The sequence below is a fragment of the Enterococcus sp. AAFC-DPL-6103 genome (assembly GCF_058216595.1).
Genome location: NZ_CM177102.1, coordinates 657,793 through 677,779, shown reverse-complemented (window position 1 = coordinate 677,779; position 19,987 = coordinate 657,793). Strand labels below are relative to the sequence as shown.

Below are 19,987 nucleotides of genomic sequence, written 5' to 3'. Positions count from 1 at the left end.
GTAACAGCTTTTTCCTTCAACACAAAAGCAAGCAAAGAATTGAGCCATTTAGGCTCTCTTCTTTGCTTGCTTTATTTTTACTATTGATTAACTGCTTTGTAGTTGATACATATCTGCATACAAACCGCCAATTTGTAACAGTTCTTCATGACTTCCTCGTTCAACAATTTTCCCCTTATCTAGAACCAAGATAAGTTCTGCATCACGAATGGTCGATAGTCGGTGAGCAATGGCGATGGTTGTTCGCCCTTGCCTCATTTTAGCCAAACCCTCCTGAATCAAGCCTTCTGTTTCCGTATCGATGTTTGCTGTCGCCTCATCCAATACAAGAATTTTAGGATCTGTCACAATCGTCCGCGCAAAAGTAATCAACTGGCGTTGCCCGCTAGAATAACTTGCTCCTCGTTCAATCACTTTAGAATGATACCCTTGTGGCAACTCATCAATAAATCGATTGGCTTGGACAAACTCAGCAGCTTCGCGAATTTGTTCATCTGTGATCTTCTCGTTAAACATACGGATATTTCCAGCAATATCACCGTAAAATAGGAATGCGTCTTGGAGAACCAACCCCATTTTTTCTCGAAGTTCATTGATTGGATAAGAGCGGATGTCACGATCATCAATCAAAATCTCACCTTCATAAAATTCATAAAAGCGCATCAAGACATTGATGATCGAACTTTTCCCACTACCTGTATGTCCAACTAAAGCTACTGTTTCACCAGGATTTGCAACAAACGAGATATTATTTAAAACATTGTTTTTTCCATCATAAGAAAAACTAACATTTCTAAATTCGATTTTTCCATTGATAATTTCGCCGCTAGCATTTTCTTCTTGTTGTGGCGCATATTCTGTCGTATCCATAATTTTTAAGATTCGACTTCCAGCAACAATTCCATCGGTGAAGACACTTAAAAAATCCATCATTTGTGACATAGGATTAAAGAAACCTTGAACATACGTCGTAAACGCATAAATCAATCCAACTTCCACTGGTGAATGCAAGGCATCGATTCCAAATAAAGTTAAGACAAGTGCGATTGCTAGCGCATATAAAAAATTGATGATTGGACTCAACAAAATTGAATTCGTTTTGATCATTGCATAGCGAGTCGCCAAGTAGTCATCGTTTACTTCTTCAAATTCATTTGACAACCGCGTTTCTTGTCGAAATTGCTGAATAATTTTCATACCAGAAATTGATTCATTCAATTTGGTATTCAGCTGGCTCAATTTTTCCCGCATGTTCCGGTAAATCCGAGAACTGAATTTTTGATAATACCAAATGACTACACCTAAAATTGGTAAAAAGATCAACGTCCAGAGGGTAATTTTTACATTGATCTGAATCATTGCAACTAATGAAGAAACCACCGCAAAGATTCCCGTCAAAACCATCAAGAATACATACCAAAATTCAAACAATGTTTCAGTATCATTCGTGACACGCGAAACGATTGAACCCGCTGGTGTCTGGTCAAAATAACGCATGCCTAATGTATGAAGTTTTTCAAACAATTTCACTCGAATATGCTGAAAGGTTTTTAAGGAAGCCATCGAATACAAATACCACTGGAAAAACCAGATAATACTTTTGACAATGACCCCAAATAAATATAATCCAGCAAAAAACAAAATCACTTGAGTCGTTGCTGATTGATTTGCTAAATGATTGTCCATAAATGATTGGATGATCCTTGGCAAAATGACGTTGATGACAGATAAACTTAACGCAAATAAAATAGCCACGATAAATGTTTGCTTAAATGGTTTGGCAAAGACCAGTAACCGTTTGATAATCTGCTTCTGTTCTTTTAAAGGAATTGATTTAGTCCATTCTGATTGATAATTTTCTTCCATTACGCTTCACCTCCCTCAATTTTTGCTTCTAGTTGTTGTTTTTCCCACATTTGTTGATACCAGCCACCTCGTGCTAATAACTCCTCGTGTGTTCCGCGTTCTATGATTTTTCCTTGATCGATAACTAAAATTTCTTGGGCATGCATGACACTACTCAAACGATGAGCCGCAATAATTGTCGTTTTATTTTTACGATTCGACTTTAGATTTTGGAGAATTGCTTCTTCTGTTTTAGCATCGACAGCCGATAACGCATCATCTAAAATCAATAGCTCTGGATTTTGAATTAATGCTCGCGCGATAGAAATTCGTTGCTTTTGTCCCCCTGACAAAGACACGCCACGTTCACCAACTAACGTGTCATACCCTTTTGGTAACTCTTTAATCTCACTATTGATAAATGCCATCGTTGCAGCTTTTTCTACCGAAGATTCTGTCAGTGTGGGATTAGAAAAACGAATATTCTCACGAATCGTCATAGAGAATAAGAAATGATCCTGTGGAACATAACCAATTGACTGCAGTAACGCATCTAAAGAGTACTCTTTGATATTCTTCCCACCAATCATCAATTTTCCTTGATATTGGTCGTACTCACGCATCAAGAGTTTAAGAATTGTTGTTTTCCCTGCACCTGTTTTCCCTACAATCCCTAAAGTGTTCCCCTCATGAACTGTAAAATCAATTTTTTCTAATGCAAGTCCTTTTTCTTCAGGATAACTGAATGAATCAATAGCAACGACTAACTCACCTTTAGCTGGCGTTTGAATGGCGCCCATTTGTTCAACAATATGTGTTTGTTCATGTAATAGCTCGTTTACGCGATCATAAGAAGCATTCCCTCTTTCCAATACATTGAATAAACGACCAATCGCAAACATTGGCCATACCAACATCCCGATATAACTAATGAAAGAAACTAGCTGACCAATTGTGATTGTTCCTTCTAAAACATATTTGCCTCCAAGAATAATTGTCAATACATAAGAAATACCAATAATCAGTGTAATAAATGGATCAAATAAGGCATCTAAAAAATTCACTCGTTTATTTTTTTCAATTGCTTCCGCAATCTTTGTTTCAAAATCTGCTAAATCTTCTTTTTCTTGTCCAAACGTTTTGATTACTTTGATACCCGTGATACTTTCTTGTGTCTTATCATTAATCGATGAAAAGGCTTCTTGCGCTTCACGAAATCCGTCATGAAGCTTGGTACCCAACACACGCGATGTTACAGCCAACAATGGTAACGGAATCAGCGCGATCAGCGTCAGTCGCCAATCCACAAACAAAATCATCGCAATGATTGTTGCACCTCCAGTGATTACTGAATCTGCAAAGGTTAGGATTCCTGCACCAGCTACGTTTTGGATTGCATTTAAGTCATTTGTCGCATGCGCCATCAAGTCACCCGTCCGGTATTTTTGATAAAAGAGTGTATCCATTTTAGTAAAGTGATCAAATAAGCGTTGGCGTAACTCCTTTTCAAGTCGTGCGGCACTTCCCCAAATATTCATACGCCAAATGTAACGAAAAAGATATTGAAGAACAGCTGCCACTAATAAGATGACAATCCAAAAGGCAATCGTCGACAATGAGATTTTTTTATCTGCGATTTCATCAATGATCAGTCCGATTACTTTTGGAGGAACTAGTTGGACAAGTGCAACAACCATCAACGAAAGAACGCCTACAAAATAGTGCTTTTTTTCTTGTTTGAAAAACCAACCAAGTTTTCTAAAAATCGACATTTTATGCCTCCTTTAATTTTTCTCAAGAGCATCCATCCAAAATTTTCTAAATTTTCTAACAACTACAACCAAAAAAAGCGAGCTGAAAAATCAGCCCGCTTAAAAGTATGTCAACTTTGGAGAGAGAACCTATTTTTTACCTTGGTTCTTCATTTGTTGCATCATCTGACGAATTTTCTTTTCAGATGGTTTTTGCCCCATTGACATCATCATTGATCGTAACATGTCCTCATTAACGGGAGGATTTTTTTCTAAATAGTCTTGCATATATTTGCGCGCAAAAAAGAATCCACCAATTGCGCCGATTAGTAACGCGATTACAGCGATAAGTACGACAATACCTGTTGATACCATGTAAATCTCTCCTTTCCTTTTTCCGAATTGCTCTCAATAAAACATTTTACTAAAGATTTTATAAAAAGAAAAGCCGTTTTCTGAATAATGCGTAAAAAATTGAATAAAAATCCTACTGCGCCCCTTTTCTTTCTGATTTTTCCACCTCTGCGCAAGAAGGTATGCCTTATTATAAATTTTAGGCTAACCGAATCTTTTTCTTGAATTTTATTTAATTAGGTGTAAAATGTAGTCGTAAAACCAAAACAGAAAGGTGGTTTGATTGTGGAAAATTCGAACCAACATAAACATCACCTAATTGAACATACAAACGGTTTATCCTTGGCCGAAGTCAATGGTACAGTTGAAGTACCAAAAGGAAAAGGTTTTTTCAAAACTTTACTTGCTTACTCTGGTCCTGGCGCTTTAGTCGCTGTTGGCTATATGGACCCAGGTAACTGGTCAACCTCTATTACAGGTGGACAAAATTTTCAATATTTACTCATGTCAGTCATTTTAATGTCAAGTTTGATTGCCATGCTTCTTCAATACATGGCAGCAAAATTAGGTATTGTTAGCCAAATGGACTTAGCTCAAGCCATTCGGGCTCGTACCAGTAAAACACTAGGTGCTATCCTCTGGGTACTGACAGAATTAGCGATTATGGCGACTGATATCGCTGAAGTTATTGGTGCAGCAATTGCTCTTTATCTCCTATTTGGAATTCCGTTAGTCGTTGCTGTCTTCATCACTGTTTTTGATGTCTTCTTACTTTTATTGTTAACAAAAGTTGGCTTTCGAAAAATCGAAGCAATTGTTGTTTGCTTGATTTTCGTGATTCTATTCGTTTTCGTTTATCAAGTTGCTTTATCTGATCCAGATTGGCGCGCTTTATTTGCAGGCTTCATTCCGAACAGTCATACGTTTTCTGATAGTCCTGCAATCGGTGGACAAACACCGTTGACTGGTGCTTTAGGTATTATTGGAGCAACAGTGATGCCACATAATTTGTATCTCCATTCCGCTGTTTCACAAACAAGAAAAATTAACCATGATGACAACGCAGATGTGGCTCGCGCAGTACGTTTTACTACTTGGGACTCCAATATTCAATTGTCTATGGCGTTTCTTGTTAACGCACTTCTATTGATTATGGGCGTTGCCGTTTTCAAAACTGGGACCGTAAAAGACCCTTCTTTCTTTGGTCTTTATGAAGCTTTATCAAATCCAGCAACCATGAGTAATGGTATTTTAGGGGAAGTTGCAAAATCCGGAATTCTTTCTACTTTATTTGCGGTTGCCCTTCTTGCTTCTGGTCAAAACTCAACAATTACGGGTACTTTGACTGGACAAGTTATTATGGAAGGCTTTATCCATATGCGCATCCCTGTTTGGTTACGTCGTTTAGTCACTCGCTTACTTTCAGTTATTCCTGTTTTAATCTGTGTCATGTTAACCAGCGGAAAAAGTGCCATTGCTGAACATGAAGCATTAAATAACTTGATGAATGAGTCACAAGTCTTCTTGGCTTTTGCTTTACCATTCTCAATGATTCCGTTGTTGATGATGACGAATAGTCAAGTAGAAATGGGAAAACAATTCAAAAATTCATTCGTAATCAAAATTTTAGGTTGGTTCTCGGTGATCAGTCTAACTTATCTCAATTTACGAGGCTTACCAGGACAAATCGAAAGTTTTTTTGGTAACCAAGCAACGATTTCAGAAATCTCATTAGCCGACAATATTGCCTATGCAATCATTGTGGCAGTGTTATTACTGTTAGCTTGGACCATCATTGAATTGTATCAAGGAAACAAGAAACATGAACGCTATCTAAAAGAAGTTATGCAAGAAGAAGGATAAGGTTGTGGCTCTAAGCGTTTAGCTCCAAAAAAATAGCAAGCAAGCACTCAAAATCGCTTTTCATATTTTGAAGTGAGCGCAAGCTATTTCGAGGAGTTGCTTAGGGAACACCGTGGATAAAGGTTGTGGCACAAAACAATCAATCACAACTAACTCTCTCTTCCTGCCACTCTTAAAAAAACAAAAAGAATCCGCAAAAATCAGTTGATTTTGCGGATTCTTTTTTATTTATTTCCTATTAGTTTCTGTTTTTGCAATTGAGTTTATACTTCTTCTAACAGTTCTGGAAAAATCGTTGGATCAAACTTTTGTTCTTTGAACATCGTGATTTCTTTTCCATAAGGTGCATAAGCTTTCTTTTTATCTTTTCCAACGTAAGGAGTTTCTAAAATTTTTGATACCTGTTCAAAACGAGCATCATGAACAATTGTGTTCAATGTATCAAAGCCAATCGTTCCAAAGCCGATATTCGCATGTCGATCTTTATGCGAGCCTTGGGGATTTTTAGAATCATTGATATGTAACACTTTTAAACGATCTAAACCAATTACTCGATCAAATTCAGTCATCACACCATCAAAATCATTTTTCACATCATAACCTGCATCATTTGTGTGGCAAGTATCAAAAGTGACAGATAATTTTTCATTCAAAGTTACACCATCAATAATTTTCGCTATTTCTTCAAACGTTCGACCAATTTCTGTTCCTTTACCTGCCATTGTTTCTAAAGCAATCTGAGCTGTTTGGTCTTTCGTCAATACCTCATTTAGTCCTTCAACGATGCGTGCAATTCCCGCTTCAGGACCAGCGCCAACATGTGCACCCGGATGTAAAGTAATCTGAGTTGCGCCCAATGCTTCAGCACGTTCGATTTCTTCTCTTAAAAATTGGATTGCAAAAGGAAACATTTCTGGTTTGACCGTATTTCCCAAATTAATAATGTACGGTGCATGAACGACAATATTTGAAAGGCCATTTTCTGCCATAAATTCCTTTCCTGCAGGAATATTCATTTCGTCAATTGCTTTTCTTCTGGTATTTTGTGGTGCGCCTGTATAGATCATAAAAGTTGAAGCACCATAGCTTGCTGCTTCTTCAGCTGCGCCTAAAAGCATTTTTTTTCCACTCATACTAACATGTGAGCCTAGTAACATGTATTTTTCCTCCTATTATTCCAGTCGTTTGCTCCAGATGAATTGGTCTGTTTTGAGCCCTTTTTTCATCTTAACCGAAACCATACATAAAGAAAAGTTTAAGGATTGTCTCTTGAAAAAATTCTTCAAAAAGAATGCTTTTTTTCAATTAAAATTGGTCATTTTATCCTAAAAAATGCAGAACCTGTTTTTTTGCCTGTTTTTTTGCTATAATTAGCGAAATAATTCAATAGTTGAGGTGACTCTTTTGCCACAAAAAGATATTAAAAAAAGGAAGAAACACGCGAACACCGAAAAATGGTTTATTCCTAAAATTATTTTTAGAGTTTTTCAGTCGTTAGCAGTCGTGATTGTCGTACTTTTGTTACTAGCTGGTGCACTTGGCCTCGGGATTGGGGCTGGTTATTTTGCTTACCTTGTTGAAGATACTCAGACACCAACAAAAGAAGAATTGCAAGCTGATCTAGGCAACATCACAGAAACATCTAAGCTTGTCTATTCAGATAATAGTGAGATTTCAACCATTCAAACAGATTTGATGCGAACGACCGTCGCTTCAGACAAGATTTCTCCTCTATTAAAAACAGCGATTATTAGTACAGAGGATGAGTATTTTGATGAACATGATGGTTTTGTACCTAAAGCAGTCTTGCGTGCTTTAGTTTCTGAAGCTACTGGGATTGGTTCTTCTGGTGGTTCGACATTGACACAGCAATTAGTTAAGCAACAAATCTTGACTGATGAAACAACCTTCAAAAGAAAAGCCAATGAGATTTTACTTTCTGCACAAGTCGAAAAGTATTTTTCTAAAGATGAGATTATTTCAACCTATCTGAACGTTTCTCCTTTTGGCCGAAATAACAAAGGACAAAATATCGCTGGTGTGCAGGAAGCTGCAAAAGGAATTTTTGGTGTAGATGCAAAAGATGTTTCTCTACCGCAAGCTGCTTTTATTGCTGGTTTGCCCCAAAGTCCGATTACTTATAGTCCTTACACGAATACTGGTGCTTTGAAAGAAGACGTTTCTGACGGACTTGAACGAAAAGATTTTGTTTTATTCAGTATGTATCGTGAAAAGAAGATCACAAAGGAAGAATACGAAGCAGCAAAAGCTCACGATTTGACCAAAGATTTCTTACCACAACAAATTGCCGAACAAAATGATCGTGAATTTCTCTATTATACTGTTATGAATAATGCAACTGAAATTGTAACTAAGCAACTAGCCGAAAAAGATAATGCTGACCTTACTGATAGTAAAACGTACGATGCTTACTACCAAAAAGCACAACAAACAATCCAAAACAAAGGCTATACCGTTCATTCAACCATTGATAAAGATATTTATGCAGCTATGCAGGATGCAGTTGCAAATTATGGTTATTTATTAGATGACGTTTCCGGTACTCGTGTCGAAACTGGGAATGTGTTAATGGACAATCGAACGGGTCGAATTTATGGTTTCGTTGGCAGTCGTGATTACGCTCAAAGCCAAAATAATCACGCCTTCGATATGATGCGCCAAGCTGGTTCTTCAATCAAGCCAGTATTGGTTTATGGCCCCGCGATTGATATGGGCTTAGTTGGTTCCGAATCACGAATTTCTAACTACACGACGACTTGGAAAGAAGGCGCAAATTCTGGCGAGGAAATTGTGAATGCAACCAATCAACACCTCAATACCTTCCAAACGATTCGTGAGTCTTTAGACTGGTCAAATAACATACCTGCCTATCATTTGTATCAAAATGTACTTGATTCAGGTGGATCAAAACAATCTGCTTATGATAACTATTTAGCTAAGATGAACTATCCGAAAAATGATAACTGGGGTGTTGAATCTGCACCATTAGGAACTGTAGAAGTGACCACCCTTCAGCAAACAAATGGATTTCAAACATTAGCTAATAATGGTGTGTACCAAGAAGGTTATCTGATTGATTCAATCACAGATAACGAAGGAAATGTTATTTACAAACATGAAGAAAAGCCGGTACGTGTCTATTCAGAAGCAGCCGCTTCAATTATGAATAACTTAATGCGTAGTGTATTAGATCAAAAAATCACTACACCATTTAAAGAAGTGATTACAAATCTAGATGGCACGTTAGGGAATGCTGATTGGGTTGGAAAAACTGGTTCAACCAACGAATATCGTGATTCTTGGTTAATTGTTTCAACACCATCGGTTACAATTAGCAGTTGGTCTGGACACGATGATAACACTCCAATGGACAATCAAGCCGGAAAACGTTCCGCAAACTATTTAGCTTATTTAATCAATCGTGTCTATCAAACGAATCCAACTGTTTTTGCAACACAAGAAAAATTTGAACTTTCCTCTGATGTCAAAAAAGAAAAAGTTGCTTCCTTTACTGGTCAACTTCCTGGAAAAGTTACAGTCAATAAACGTTCGATCCAAACACCAAGTAATACGGTTGAATCTCTTTGGGCAAAAAATGAGCCAGAAAAGAGCACCTTTAAATTTGGTATTGGTGGAACAGATGAAAATTATACGGATTATTGGAAAACTGCTTCTGCCTATGCACGTACAACTTCCAAAACAAAAGATACCAAAAAGAATAATGATTAAAAGCAAAACCCACGATAGGCGTCGTGGGTTTTTACTTTGTATAAAAAAGCTAGCCATGAGCAATCAAATGGATTGCTCATGGCTAGCTTTTAAGTCAAAATTATTTTGTTGAACCTTTTTCTTCAATTCCATAAGGTAAAACAATTGTTTTTTCTTCAACTTCCTCTTTGTTCATCATTTTTGTCAACAAACGCATTGAAACTGCGCCAATATCATACAAAGGCTGGGTAATGCTTGTCAAACGAGGACGAGCTACTTCTGTTAGCAGTGAATTGTTGCTTGTAATGATCTCAAATTCTTCCGGAACTTTGATTCCTTTATCTAGCATGCCATCTAAAATACCAATCGCTAATTCATCATCTGAAACGTACACAGCAGTTGCTCCGCTGTTATGGATACGATCAACTAATGACAAACCATCTTTGAAATTATAACTTGCTTCGAAAATCAACCCTTCACTATAAGGTAAGTTGTTTTCTTTCAATGCATCTTTGTACCCTTTCAAACGGTTTTGACCGTTGATTGGATCAATTAGTGCACCACTAACGAAAGCAATTTTTTCGTTGCCGTTTTTAGCTAATTGATTCACTGCATCTTTTGTTGCAGAAGTATAATCAATATTTACACTACCTACTTGTTCATCTGGGTCAATAGAGCCAGCCAAAACAACTGGTGTTTTTGAGCGAGAAAATTCTCCGCGGATTTCATCCGTAATATGATGACCCATAAAAATCACACCATCAACTTGTTTTGCTAACAAGTTGTTTAGTACGTTTACTTCTTTTTGGTCGTTACCATCTGAGTTAGCCAAAATGATATTGTATTTGTACATTGTAGCAACGTCATCGATTCCTCGAGCTAATGAAGCAAAAAACATATTGCTGACATCAGGAATAATTACACCAACAGTAGTAGTTTTCTTGCTTGCTAGTCCACGCGCAACAGCATTTGGTCGATAATCAAGACGATCGATTACTTCCAAAACTTTCTTTCGTGTCGCAGGTTTAACATTTGGGTTTCCGTTCACTACACGTGAAACAGTTGCCATTGACACATTTGCTTCTCTAGCTACATCGTAGATAGTAATTGTTTGTTTTTCCATTTGTGTTCTCCCGTTCTTATTTATCTGATTTTTTCTGAAAATACGACTTACATTTCTAAATTAGAATATCAAATTATTTTGTGGATTGCAACCGTTTTAACAGTGTTTTCATGAAAATTATGTTTTTCTTTCAATTTATCGGAATGGTCTTTCGAAAAATTTAATGTTACAATGAGAAATAGTTTGAATTATCAGAAAGAAGGAAGCTAAATGAACAATGTAAAAATCAATGAATTGCGTCAATGGATGGCAGATAATCAGGTTGCGCTTGCTTACATCAGTGATCCTGGACATATCGCATATTTCTCAGGTTATGAAAGTGATCCCCACGAACGAGTGCTTGCGTTATTCATTCCATTAGAACAAGACCCATTTTTATTTACGCCAGCTTTAGAAGTTGATGATGCAAAAAATAGTGGTTGGACATTTGATGTTCGCGGTTACCTTGACAGTGAAAACCCTTGGGAAATCATTGGCAAAGAAATTCGCGCACGCTATGGTCAACCCGGTAATGTTGGGATAGAAAAAAATGCTTTGACTGTTGAACGTTTTGACTATCTGTCAGATATTTTATCTGGTACAGATTTCTTTACAGACTTGACTTCAGTGATTCAACGTTTGCAATTGATCAAAACAGTTGAAGAAAAAGATAAATTGATTGCTGCTGGAAAATGGGCAGATGTTGCTTTTGAAATTGGCTTCCAAGCAGTAAAAGAAGGTATTACAGAACAAGCAATCATTGCTGAAATTGAATACCAATTGAAAAAACAAGGCGTTTCACAAATGTCTTTTGATACGTTAGTTTTAGCTGGAAAAAATGCTGCTAGTCCTCATGGTGCACCAGGAAATACACCTGTTAAACCTAACGAACTGGTCCTATTCGACTTAGGTGTTGTTTGGGACGGTTATTGTAGTGACGCAACTCGAACGATTGCTTACAAAAAACCAACTGAATTCCAAGAAAAAATCTACACTATCACATTAGAAGCTCAGCTAGCAGCCCATGATGCTGTTCGTCCTGGAATTACTGCTGGTGAATTGGATCAGATTGCTCGTGGTGTAATTGATCGCTATGGCTATGGTGAATACTTCAATCATCGTTTAGGACATGGAATTGGGACAACTGTTCATGAATATCCATCTTTAGTTGAAGGTAACGATTTAGTTATTGAAGAAGGTATGTGCTTCTCTCTTGAACCAGGTATTTATATTCCTGAGCAAGTTGGTGTGCGTATTGAAGATTGTGTTTATGTAACGAAAGATGGCTGTGTGCCATTTACGACAACGCCTAAAGAATTGTTGATTTTGGAATAAGGTTGTGGCTCCAAGTGGTCAGCTTCAAGCAATAAGGATGCTTGCCTAAAAATGGCTTCCTATGTTTTTTATGACAAGAAGACTTATTGCCCTGGAAGTTGCTTGGGGAACACCGTGACTTGAGGTTATAGCACACAGAGGCTCATTTTACTAATGGCATTTAGCAAACAAAGAAACGGATTGTTTAAATTGATTTCACTCCACGATACTTAACACAAAAAGAGGGTAGATCGGAAATTATTCCGACCTGCCCTCTTTAACAATGTAGTTTATTTTTCTTCTACAACTTTTTTAGTAGCATCTTTTACATCTTCTTTTGCCATGTCTGCTAAATCTTTTGCATCTTCAACGACAGGTTTTGCTTCTGCAACACCATCTTTGACTGTTTCTTTTGCTTGTACTGCAGAAACCTTCACATCTCCTGCAATATCTGCTGTTGTGTCTTTTGCAAGACTGCCTAAATCTGCTGTTTGCTCTTTTAGTTCGTCTGCTGATTTTTTAAAACGATCAGATAGGTCTGCTGATTGTTCTTTTAAATTAACTAAAATATCATCTGATTCATCACTTACTTGGTCAGTCGTTTGATCGACTTTATTTTTGATATTTCCAGCTAACTCACCTGCTTGTTGTGAGAGGTCTGCCGCTTTTTCTTTTGCGATATCTGTTAATTCTGCAGATTTTTCTTTTGCAAGATCAGTATAATCTGAAGCTGCATCCAATAAATCATCTGCTTGTGCTGCTAGCTCATCACGTAACTCTTTTCCTGATTTTGGTGCTAACAATAACGCTGCCACTGCCGCTGCTGTTCCACCAATTACTGCACCTAATAGAAATCCACCTTTTTTAGCCATATTTAAATTCCTCCTGTCTGTTCATCTTGTTTTTTATTTTTAAAAAATTTCATTGCTGTTCCGCCGACTTTTCCAGCAACCGTTGCCTTAGCGGTTGTCTTACCAATACCGCCAACTTTTGTCACTAAATTTTTACTTGAAGAATTCAATTCTGAAACACTTTCACTTAGATCAGCTACAGCTGTAAACAATGGATCAATTGTTGCGACTTTCCCATTGACATCTTCAAGCAAGTCATTACTTTTCACAAGTAGACCTTCTACTTGTCGTGATAAGATATCCACATCTTTTGTTACAATGGCAATCGTTGTATTTGCTTCTGCAACAGTTTTATCCACTTTTTCTAACGTTTTTGATACTTGCATCAAAATTCGTACTAAAAATACTACTAACACAGCAAAGGCAATTGCTGCAATCAATCCTGCGATTTCTCCGCCTGTCATAATCAATCTCCTTCCCTTGTCTCTCCTCTTAAGAATAGCATTTCCCATTTTTTTAGACAAATAAAATACTACCAATTCTTGTTTTTATGAAAAAAAAAGCCTCAACTACTAGTAAACTATGAGTAGTTGAGGCTCTTTCTTACGCAAAAGTAACTTATTTTTCTTTTGATTCAACTTTTTTTGTTTCTTTTGCTGGAGTTGCTAATGTTTTGCTCAACTCAATGATATATTCTTTTAATGGCGCACCAACTTCTGGATGTTTTAATCCATATTCAATACTTGTTTTCATAAACCCAAATTTGTCTCCCACATCAAAACGTTGACCTGTAAATTGACGAGCGAAGACGCGCTGTGTTTTATTCAAAGTGTCAATGGCATCCGTTAATTGGATTTCATTTCCCGCACCAGGTTCTTGGTTTTCTAAAACATCAAAGATTTCTGGAGTCAACAAGTAGCGGCCAATGATTGCTAAGTCACTTGGTGCTTTGCTTGGATCTGGTTTTTCTACAAAGTTTTTCACATTGTACAGCCCTTTTTCTAATTCGCCGCCTGGATTGATAATACCATATTTTGATGTTTCTTCATGTGGTACTTCCATCACAGCAAGGGTTGAAGCATGCGTTTCTTCATAGTCATTGATCAATTGCTGTGTTAACGGAATCTTGTCTTCCATGATGTCATCACCAAGCATGACAACAAATGGTTCATTACCGATAAATGCTTTGGCTTGCAAAACAGCATGTCCTAACCCTTTAGGATGAGATTGACGGATGAAATGTAGATTAACATCAGTTGTTTCTTCAACTAATTTCAATAAATCATTTTTTCCTTTTTCACGAAGATTTGTTTCTAGTTCAATATTGGCATCAAAATGATCTTCAATTGGACGTTTCGCTTTTCCAGTAACAATCAAAATATCTTCAATACCTGATTTCAATGCTTCTTCGACGATAAATTGAATCGTTGGTTTGTCCACGATTGGTAACATTTCTTTGGCCATTGCTTTCGTAGCTGGTAAAAATCTTGTTCCTAATCCAGCTGCTGGAATAACTGCTTTTTTTACTTTCATGATTGACGACTCCTTTAAAAAATAGTTAATGAAAATTCGTTTTCAACTTTTCCATCACGTAGCATAATTTCTTTTGCTGCTTTTTTGATATCTTTTCCTTCATAGAGAACTTCATAAATCGTTTGTGTTATCGGCATTTCCACACCCATACTACGGGCTAATTCCATAGCTGCTTGTGTCGTATTGACACCTTCGACTACCATCCCCATATTTTCCAATACTTCGGGTAATTTTTGGCCTTGTCCTAATAAATTTCCCGCCCGCCAATTACGAGAATGAACACTCGTCCCTGTGACGATCAGATCACCAACACCGCTTAATCCAATGAAGGTTAACGGGTTAGCACCCATTGCAACGCCTAAACGACTGATTTCAGCTAAGCCTCTTGTCATGATTGCAGCTTTGGCATTATCGCCAAAACCCAGACCATGAATGGCTCCTGTGCCGATCGCAATAATATTTTTCAGCGCTGCCCCCATCTCAACTCCGATGACGTCAGGATTGGTATAAACTCGGAAATAACTGTTCATAAATAATTCTTGGACGTATTTTGCAGCTTCTGTATTCGTACTTGCTGCTGTGATTGTTGTGATATCATGATTGACTACTTCCTCAGCATGACTTGGTCCAGATAAGACAACGACTGCTTTTCTTTGTTCCACTGGGATTTCTTCTAGTAAAATTTCTGAAATGCGCTTATGGGTCTTTTGTTCCAATCCCTTGCTGGCATGAATGATGACAGGCTTCGTGTTTGGTGTCATTTTCATTATTACTTCTTGCGCAACAGAGCGAATGGCTTTCGTTGGCACCACGAATAAAATAGTATCTACCTCAGCTAAGGCTTCTTCCATTTCAGTAAACGCCCGAATAGATGTTGCTAACTTCAGTTCTGGTAAATATCGTTGATTCGTATGCTTTGTGTTGATTTCAGTTACTTGTTCTGCTCGGTGTCCCCAGATCCTTACATCATGACCATTTTCTGCAAGCACCTGAGCTAGTGCCGTCCCCCATGACCCAGGACCTAACACTGCGATTTTTTGTTGCATTTAATCACTCCTTTGCACGGAACATTGTTTGCTTGATCAATTTAAATAATTGATTGGTTCTCACCAAAACTTCGATCATAATCTGTTAGATTTTTATCTTTTTTACGACGTAAAATGAATACGGCGATGGTTCCAATAAATAGTACCGCTGAAAGTAATTGAGAAATACGAATGACATCTAAGAAGTATAAGCTATCTGTTCGAAGTCCTTCGATGAAGAAACGTCCGAAACTGTACCAGATAAGATATAAAAGAAAAACTTCTCCTTTTTTTAGCAGATGTGGTCGTTTCCTCAATACCAATAACAAGACGACGCCTAGCAAACTCCATACAGATTCATAGAGAAAAGTCGGTTGACGAAACGCGCCATCAATGTACATATTTTCAATAATAAACTGTGGTAAATGTAGACTTTCTAAAAAGCTACGAGTTGTTTCTGGACCAAAAGCTTCATGATTCATAAAATTTCCCCACCGTCCAATGGCTTGTGCAAGCAACACGCTAGGTGCTGCGATATCCAGAAAAGTCCACGGCGAGATAAAGTGATACTTGGTGAAGAAATACATTGTAAGTCCACCAGCAATCAGTCCCCCATAAATTGCTAGCCCACCCGAGCGAATATTAAAAATCTGGATTGGGTCTGCAATATATTGCGGTAGGTCAAAAAGAATATAATATAAACGAGCACCGATGATTGAAAGTGGTAATCCCCATAGCATGAAATCCGTCACGTCATCTGCTTTCATACCGACTCTGACTGCTTCCCTTGTGCTTAGCCACATGGCAATAATGATCCCTGAAACAATGATCAATGCATACCAATAAATAGGGATACCGGCAAGCTCAAACGCTACTCGATTGATTTGTGCGAGCATTTTGTCACTCCTTATTTATTAATTTCCTGAATTTTCTTCGATTAAACGACTTAATCGTTCTTCAAATGTTTTTGTTGCGTCAAATCCCATTGTTTTCGCACGGAAATTCATCGCAGCAACTTCAATGATGATCGCCACATTTCGTCCAGTCTTCACTGGGATTTTGATTTGTGGGATGCCGACTTCTGCAATTTCAACCGACGTATCTTCCGAACCTAACCGATCATATTTTTTATCTTTCGCCCAAGCCTCTAAATAGACTGCCAATTGCACTTGCATCGAGCCACGTACCGCACTTGCACCGAACAAGTTCATGACATCGATGATCCCAATTCCACGAATCTCAATCAAATGCTCCAAAATTTTTGGTGGTTCACCAATCACGGTCAGTTCATCTTGTTGATAGACATCTACTCGGTCATCTGCAATCAAACGGTGACCACGCTTGATCAACTCTAGCGCTGTTTCACTCTTACCAATACCACTATCACCTTGGATCAAGACACCTAATCCATAAACATCCACTAAAACACCATGGACGCTTGTTCGTGGTGCTAATCGTCCGTCTAAATAGCTAGAAAGTTCTCCTAACAAACGTGATGTTGAAATTGGTGAACGCAAAACAGCCATCCCATGTTCATTTGCAGCCTGAATCATTTCTTCTGGTGCAGATAAACCTCTGGAGATAATAAACGCGGGCATATCTTCGCTGCATAAGCGTCGCATGATCATCAAACGTTCCTCTGGAATCATGCGCTCTGCAAAACTAATTTCTTTGCTTCCAAATAACTGAAGCCGATCATGTGAATAATAACTAAAATAACCGGTCAATTCTAAGCCTGGACGTGAAATGTCACCTGTGACTATGACACGCTCTAAACTTTTTTCATCGCCGGTCACGATTTCTAAAGATAATTTTTCAACCAGTTGGCTAACTTTAACTACTTCTGCCATATCCATGCAACCTCATTTCTATTAGGGTGTTCATTTTTATTTTATCATTGTCTATCCAAACTTACTACCAAATAAAAAAAACGTTTTATTTCTTTTTTAAATAAAAAAAGATTGCAAGAAAAGTCTGTTGAACTTTCCCTGCAATCTCCATTTTTCTTTTGTTAAACAAAGAAATGCTGATTTTTTTGTCATTATCTTTTCATAGTTACTGACGATTTAAATTATGCTCACTAACAACAACATTTACTAATGACATAACAATTGCTACTAAAAATGCTGCACCAAATGATGCAAATCCAAAATTAGCTGCTCCGACAAAGAAGGAAGTCAATTTTAAAATTGCCGCGTTCACTACAAAGCTAAACAAACCAAACGTAACTAAGGTCAGCGGTAAAGACAAGATTGTTAAAATCGGTTTAACAAACATGTTCAACACTGATAAAACAAAACTGGCTAACACCGCTGTCCAAATGCTACTTACATGAATCATTTGGGGAAAAATGACTGCTAGTGAAATGAATGTCAAAGTATTCACAACGATTCGTTGGAAATAAGACATTAGAAGTCACTCCAATCATCATCATCGATCTTTTCAGCTTCTTTACGTTTATTCGTTTGTTCACGGTAATTATTTTTTTGGTAGTATTCATTATTGTGACCATAGTTTGTACGAGAAGATTTACCAGATGGTATGATGATAGCTAGTAAAATGTACAAAATAATTGGACTGCCAAATGCTACAAGACTCAAAAAGACATACACCACACGAACAATGGTTGGGTCTATACCAAGAAACTCTGCAATTCCTGCAAGTGTACCGGTTAATACAATATTATCAGTTGATTTCGTTAATTTTTTTTTCATTCTATTTCACCTCTGTCCTACCTATTTTACTATTTTAATCGAAAATATTGGGAAACAAAAGTCTGCTCCACGATTTTTTTTGGACTATACAGATAAGAATGAACAATCCAGAATAGCCCACTTTTTTTGGGCTATTCTTTGTTCATCTTGTAACTGTTTCTTTGTTTACTGATCCTTTATTCAGCATCTTTCAAGAAGATATTACCAGTTGTGGTTGATAACTGAACTTGGGCAATTCCTGTATCAGAAATACGACGGAATTGTAACATTTGATTGGTTCTTTCTTTCTTTTCGCGAACAACGTCATACTCGCTCATGCGGCTATTGATACTGCCTAAGCTTGTTTTAGCATGCCCTTCGACACCTAACGTTTCCGGTAATGCTACTTTCACGTTTCCATTGACAGAGCTTGCTTCGACTTTTCTTAGCGAATCTTCTGTTAACGTCAAGCGAACATCTCCATTGACTAATGATACCGAAATATTTTCAGGAGTTGTTGCCATAGTGACTGTTCCATTAACTGTTTCAATGATTGAGTCTAGAATTTGACCGCGGTTCACGTCAATATTGCCATTGACTCCTTCAATTTCTAACATAGTTGCTGTTAACTCATTGATTAAGATATTTCCGTTCGTTGATTTTGCATACGTGTCTTTCGTTTCTAGACCTTTGATTGTGATGTTCCCGTTAAGCAACTTGATTGCTACGTGGTCGTACAAACGAGTTGGCAAGTAGAAAACAAGATCTGCTCGTACACGTTTATTCGGAATTTGGAAAGAAATATGGTCTTCATTGACCTCGATCTGACTTCTTTCTAAAAAGGCATCAAATGGTTCAGCTGTCATTTTTCCGTAGAGTTTGATTTTTGCTTCTACTTTGACATCTTCGCTATCCCAAGTTTTCAAAATCACGTTCCCATTTGCTGCTTTGATGTCAATAATACTTGCTTCTGGTGCTTCATAGTAAAATTCATGTTCAAATTTTGTTGTCGCAATGCCAGGAACACGTAAATTGACGTCTTTCCATTCCATATTGTCGTTCACAGAATCAGAAACGGTTTGGAATGTTTTCTTCAAGAACTTGCCTAATTGGCTACCCGCTTCAGACATTTTTTCACCAACTTGGTTCAATGTATCCGTTGCTTGTTCTTTCCAATCATCTGGTAATTCAAACTTTTCAGCAATTGAATCTTTTGTTTCTGACCATTGATTTTTACGAATATCTTTTAATTCTGCTTCAAGTTTTAATTGTTGTTCAACTAGCTTGTTGCCTTCTGCTTCTAACCCTTGGATTTCACTTTCCAATGTTTGACGTTGTTCAAGTTCTTCTGGGGTTAACTCATCTAGTTCTTCTTTCGTGTTCAACTGCATCAATGCTTCCTGTTTGTCATTGCGTGCTTGTCGATTTTCTTGTAGTTCAGCATTCACTTCATCTAAATGTGCAGATGCTTTGTTTGCTTCTGTTGCTAATTCATCAAGAATTTTTTCTAAGTTTTCTTGGTCTTGTTTTTCTTTTTCCTTTGGATCGATTTCAGGATCAGCGAGAGTTTCTTCTTCGTCATTTTCTAAATCATCCATCAATTGACTTACTTGATCTTTTTCTTTATGACTAGCAGTTACTTTGTCTGCTTCTTTTTTAATTAACTTTTCGTCTTTTTCAGTTGCCATACTTTCTAACAAATCTAAACCTTCTTCTGTCGAAAGAATTCCTTTTTTTACTAAATCTAAAATACGTTCTCTTTCTTTCATGGAAATTGCCTCCTTGAGCAAATATTGTTTGCAACTTTTCCTTACATCCATATTATGCCTTCATTTGAAGAAAATGTCATAGGACTTAAGATGTAACTTTTTCTCCATCTTCCGTCATTTCATCTACTCATTAATCATACTAAAAAAAGAGGCTAGGA

At 37.4% G+C, this 19,987-nt stretch carries 17 protein-coding genes; 3 read left to right on the top strand and 14 right to left on the bottom strand.

Annotated elements, in window-relative coordinates; genetic code table 11:
* Window positions 1-87: 87 nt before the first annotated feature.
* From AC4BC3_RS03325 to AC4BC3_RS03315, 3 genes are all read right to left on the bottom strand, one after another.
* Entirely contained in the window at window positions 88-1,866 is a 1,779-nt protein-coding gene (locus AC4BC3_RS03325; protein WP_490466959.1) for an ABC transporter ATP-binding protein, read from the bottom strand.
* Window positions 1,866-3,617 carry an ABC transporter ATP-binding protein gene (locus AC4BC3_RS03320; RefSeq protein WP_490466958.1) on the bottom strand — a complete coding sequence of 584 codons (1,752 nt, stop codon included), beginning with the start codon at window positions 3,615-3,617 and terminating at the stop codon, window positions 1,866-1,868. The genes AC4BC3_RS03325 and AC4BC3_RS03320 overlap by 1 nt, the downstream gene beginning before the upstream one ends.
* Window positions 3,618-3,746: 129 nt before the next feature.
* Window positions 3,747-3,971 carry a YneF family protein gene (locus AC4BC3_RS03315; protein WP_071868695.1) on the bottom strand — a complete coding sequence of 75 codons (225 nt, stop codon included), beginning with the start codon at window positions 3,969-3,971 and terminating at the stop codon, window positions 3,747-3,749.
* A 264-nt stretch (window positions 3,972-4,235) separates the two neighbouring features.
* On the opposite strand from AC4BC3_RS03315, the gene AC4BC3_RS03310 reads away from it, so the two are divergent.
* Entirely contained in the window at window positions 4,236-5,813 is a 1,578-nt protein-coding gene (locus AC4BC3_RS03310; RefSeq protein ID WP_490466957.1) for an Nramp family divalent metal transporter, read from the top strand.
* Between the two features lie 263 nt (window positions 5,814-6,076).
* On the opposite strand, the gene AC4BC3_RS03305 is transcribed toward AC4BC3_RS03310, so the two are convergent.
* Window positions 6,077-6,970: a deoxyribonuclease IV gene (locus AC4BC3_RS03305; RefSeq protein WP_206909719.1), complete on the bottom strand. Its 894-nt coding sequence runs from the start codon at window positions 6,968-6,970 to the stop codon at window positions 6,077-6,079.
* 238 nt (window positions 6,971-7,208) lie between these two features.
* On the opposite strand from AC4BC3_RS03305, the gene AC4BC3_RS03300 reads away from it, so the two are divergent.
* Entirely contained in the window at window positions 7,209-9,563 is a 2,355-nt protein-coding gene (locus AC4BC3_RS03300; protein ID WP_490466956.1) for a transglycosylase domain-containing protein, read from the top strand.
* A gap of 100 nt (window positions 9,564-9,663) precedes the next feature.
* On the opposite strand, the gene ccpA is transcribed toward AC4BC3_RS03300, so the two are convergent.
* A complete protein-coding gene (gene ccpA / locus AC4BC3_RS03295) occupies window positions 9,664-10,665 on the bottom strand; it encodes a catabolite control protein A (RefSeq protein ID WP_067483841.1) in 1,002 nt (333 codons plus the stop codon).
* 210 nt (window positions 10,666-10,875) lie between these two features.
* On the opposite strand from ccpA, the gene AC4BC3_RS03290 reads away from it, so the two are divergent.
* The gene (locus AC4BC3_RS03290; RefSeq protein ID WP_490466955.1) at window positions 10,876-11,979 is read left to right on the top strand and encodes a M24 family metallopeptidase; all 1,104 of its coding nucleotides are present in this window, start codon (window positions 10,876-10,878) and stop codon (window positions 11,977-11,979) included.
* 269 nt (window positions 11,980-12,248) lie between these two features.
* Here the strand turns inward: AC4BC3_RS03290 and AC4BC3_RS03285 are convergent, their stop codons facing one another.
* The 9 genes from AC4BC3_RS03285 to liaX all read right to left on the bottom strand — a co-directional run bounded on the left by AC4BC3_RS03285 (window position 12,249) and on the right by liaX (window position 19,829).
* Window positions 12,249-12,830, bottom strand: a complete 582-nt coding sequence (locus tag AC4BC3_RS03285) for a YtxH domain-containing protein (protein ID WP_490466954.1) — start codon at window positions 12,828-12,830, stop codon at window positions 12,249-12,251.
* A 2-nt stretch (window positions 12,831-12,832) separates the two neighbouring features.
* The gene (locus AC4BC3_RS03280; protein ID WP_206898449.1) at window positions 12,833-13,273 is read right to left on the bottom strand and encodes a DUF948 domain-containing protein; all 441 of its coding nucleotides are present in this window, start codon (window positions 13,271-13,273) and stop codon (window positions 12,833-12,835) included.
* A gap of 154 nt (window positions 13,274-13,427) precedes the next feature.
* Window positions 13,428-14,342 (bottom strand): UTP--glucose-1-phosphate uridylyltransferase GalU, encoded by a 915-nt coding sequence (gene galU, locus AC4BC3_RS03275; protein WP_242589819.1) that lies wholly within the window; start codon window positions 14,340-14,342, stop codon window positions 13,428-13,430.
* A gap of 14 nt (window positions 14,343-14,356) precedes the next feature.
* Window positions 14,357-15,388: an NAD(P)H-dependent glycerol-3-phosphate dehydrogenase gene (locus AC4BC3_RS03270; protein WP_206907192.1), complete on the bottom strand. Its 1,032-nt coding sequence runs from the start codon at window positions 15,386-15,388 to the stop codon at window positions 14,357-14,359.
* A 41-nt stretch (window positions 15,389-15,429) separates the two neighbouring features.
* Complete coding sequence (gene lgt / locus AC4BC3_RS03265; protein WP_206907189.1) at window positions 15,430-16,263, bottom strand: prolipoprotein diacylglyceryl transferase; 834 nt, start codon at window positions 16,261-16,263, stop codon at window positions 15,430-15,432.
* A gap of 18 nt (window positions 16,264-16,281) precedes the next feature.
* Entirely contained in the window at window positions 16,282-17,217 is a 936-nt protein-coding gene (hprK, locus tag AC4BC3_RS03260) for an HPr(Ser) kinase/phosphatase (RefSeq protein ID WP_067483827.1), read from the bottom strand.
* A gap of 205 nt (window positions 17,218-17,422) precedes the next feature.
* A complete protein-coding gene (locus AC4BC3_RS03255; RefSeq protein ID WP_206898446.1) occupies window positions 17,423-17,776 on the bottom strand; it encodes a phage holin family protein in 354 nt (117 codons plus the stop codon).
* Window positions 17,776-18,081, bottom strand: coding sequence for a PspC domain-containing protein (locus AC4BC3_RS03250; RefSeq protein ID WP_206898445.1), 306 nt, complete (start codon window positions 18,079-18,081; stop codon window positions 17,776-17,778). The genes AC4BC3_RS03255 and AC4BC3_RS03250 overlap by 1 nt, the downstream gene beginning before the upstream one ends.
* 176 nt (window positions 18,082-18,257) lie before the next feature.
* Window positions 18,258-19,829: a daptomycin-sensing surface protein LiaX gene (gene liaX, locus AC4BC3_RS03245; protein WP_490466953.1), complete on the bottom strand. Its 1,572-nt coding sequence runs from the start codon at window positions 19,827-19,829 to the stop codon at window positions 18,258-18,260.
* Window positions 19,830-19,987 lie beyond the last annotated feature (158 nt).

What these genes read in the sequence shown, in the direction of transcription:
- AC4BC3_RS03325 (WP_490466959.1), bottom strand. Translation starts at nt 1,866, where the DNA reads ATGGAAGAAAATTATCAATCAGAATGGACTAAATCAATTCCTTTAAAA.
- AC4BC3_RS03320 (WP_490466958.1), bottom strand. Translation starts at nt 3,617, where the DNA reads ATGTCGATTTTTAGAAAACTTGGTTGGTTTTTCAAACAAGAAAAAAAG.
- AC4BC3_RS03315 (WP_071868695.1), bottom strand. Translation starts at nt 3,971, where the DNA reads ATGGTATCAACAGGTATTGTCGTACTTATCGCTGTAATCGCGTTACTA.
- AC4BC3_RS03305 (WP_206909719.1), bottom strand. Translation starts at nt 6,970, where the DNA reads ATGTTACTAGGCTCACATGTTAGTATGAGTGGAAAAAAAATGCTTTTA.
- ccpA (WP_067483841.1), bottom strand. Translation starts at nt 10,665, where the DNA reads ATGGAAAAACAAACAATTACTATCTACGATGTAGCTAGAGAAGCAAAT.
- AC4BC3_RS03290 (WP_490466955.1), top strand. Translation starts at nt 10,876, where the DNA reads ATGAACAATGTAAAAATCAATGAATTGCGTCAATGGATGGCAGATAAT.
- AC4BC3_RS03285 (WP_490466954.1), bottom strand. Translation starts at nt 12,830, where the DNA reads ATGGCTAAAAAAGGTGGATTTCTATTAGGTGCAGTAATTGGTGGAACA.
- AC4BC3_RS03280 (WP_206898449.1), bottom strand. Translation starts at nt 13,273, where the DNA reads ATGACAGGCGGAGAAATCGCAGGATTGATTGCAGCAATTGCCTTTGCT.
- galU (WP_242589819.1), bottom strand. Translation starts at nt 14,342, where the DNA reads ATGAAAGTAAAAAAAGCAGTTATTCCAGCAGCTGGATTAGGAACAAGA.
- AC4BC3_RS03270 (WP_206907192.1), bottom strand. Translation starts at nt 15,388, where the DNA reads ATGCAACAAAAAATCGCAGTGTTAGGTCCTGGGTCATGGGGGACGGCA.
- lgt (WP_206907189.1), bottom strand. Translation starts at nt 16,263, where the DNA reads ATGCTCGCACAAATCAATCGAGTAGCGTTTGAGCTTGCCGGTATCCCT.
- hprK (WP_067483827.1), bottom strand. Translation starts at nt 17,217, where the DNA reads ATGGCAGAAGTAGTTAAAGTTAGCCAACTGGTTGAAAAATTATCTTTA.
- AC4BC3_RS03255 (WP_206898446.1), bottom strand. Translation starts at nt 17,776, where the DNA reads ATGTCTTATTTCCAACGAATCGTTGTGAATACTTTGACATTCATTTCA.
- AC4BC3_RS03250 (WP_206898445.1), bottom strand. Translation starts at nt 18,081, where the DNA reads ATGAAAAAAAAATTAACGAAATCAACTGATAATATTGTATTAACCGGT.
- liaX (WP_490466953.1), bottom strand. Translation starts at nt 19,829, where the DNA reads ATGAAAGAAAGAGAACGTATTTTAGATTTAGTAAAAAAAGGAATTCTT.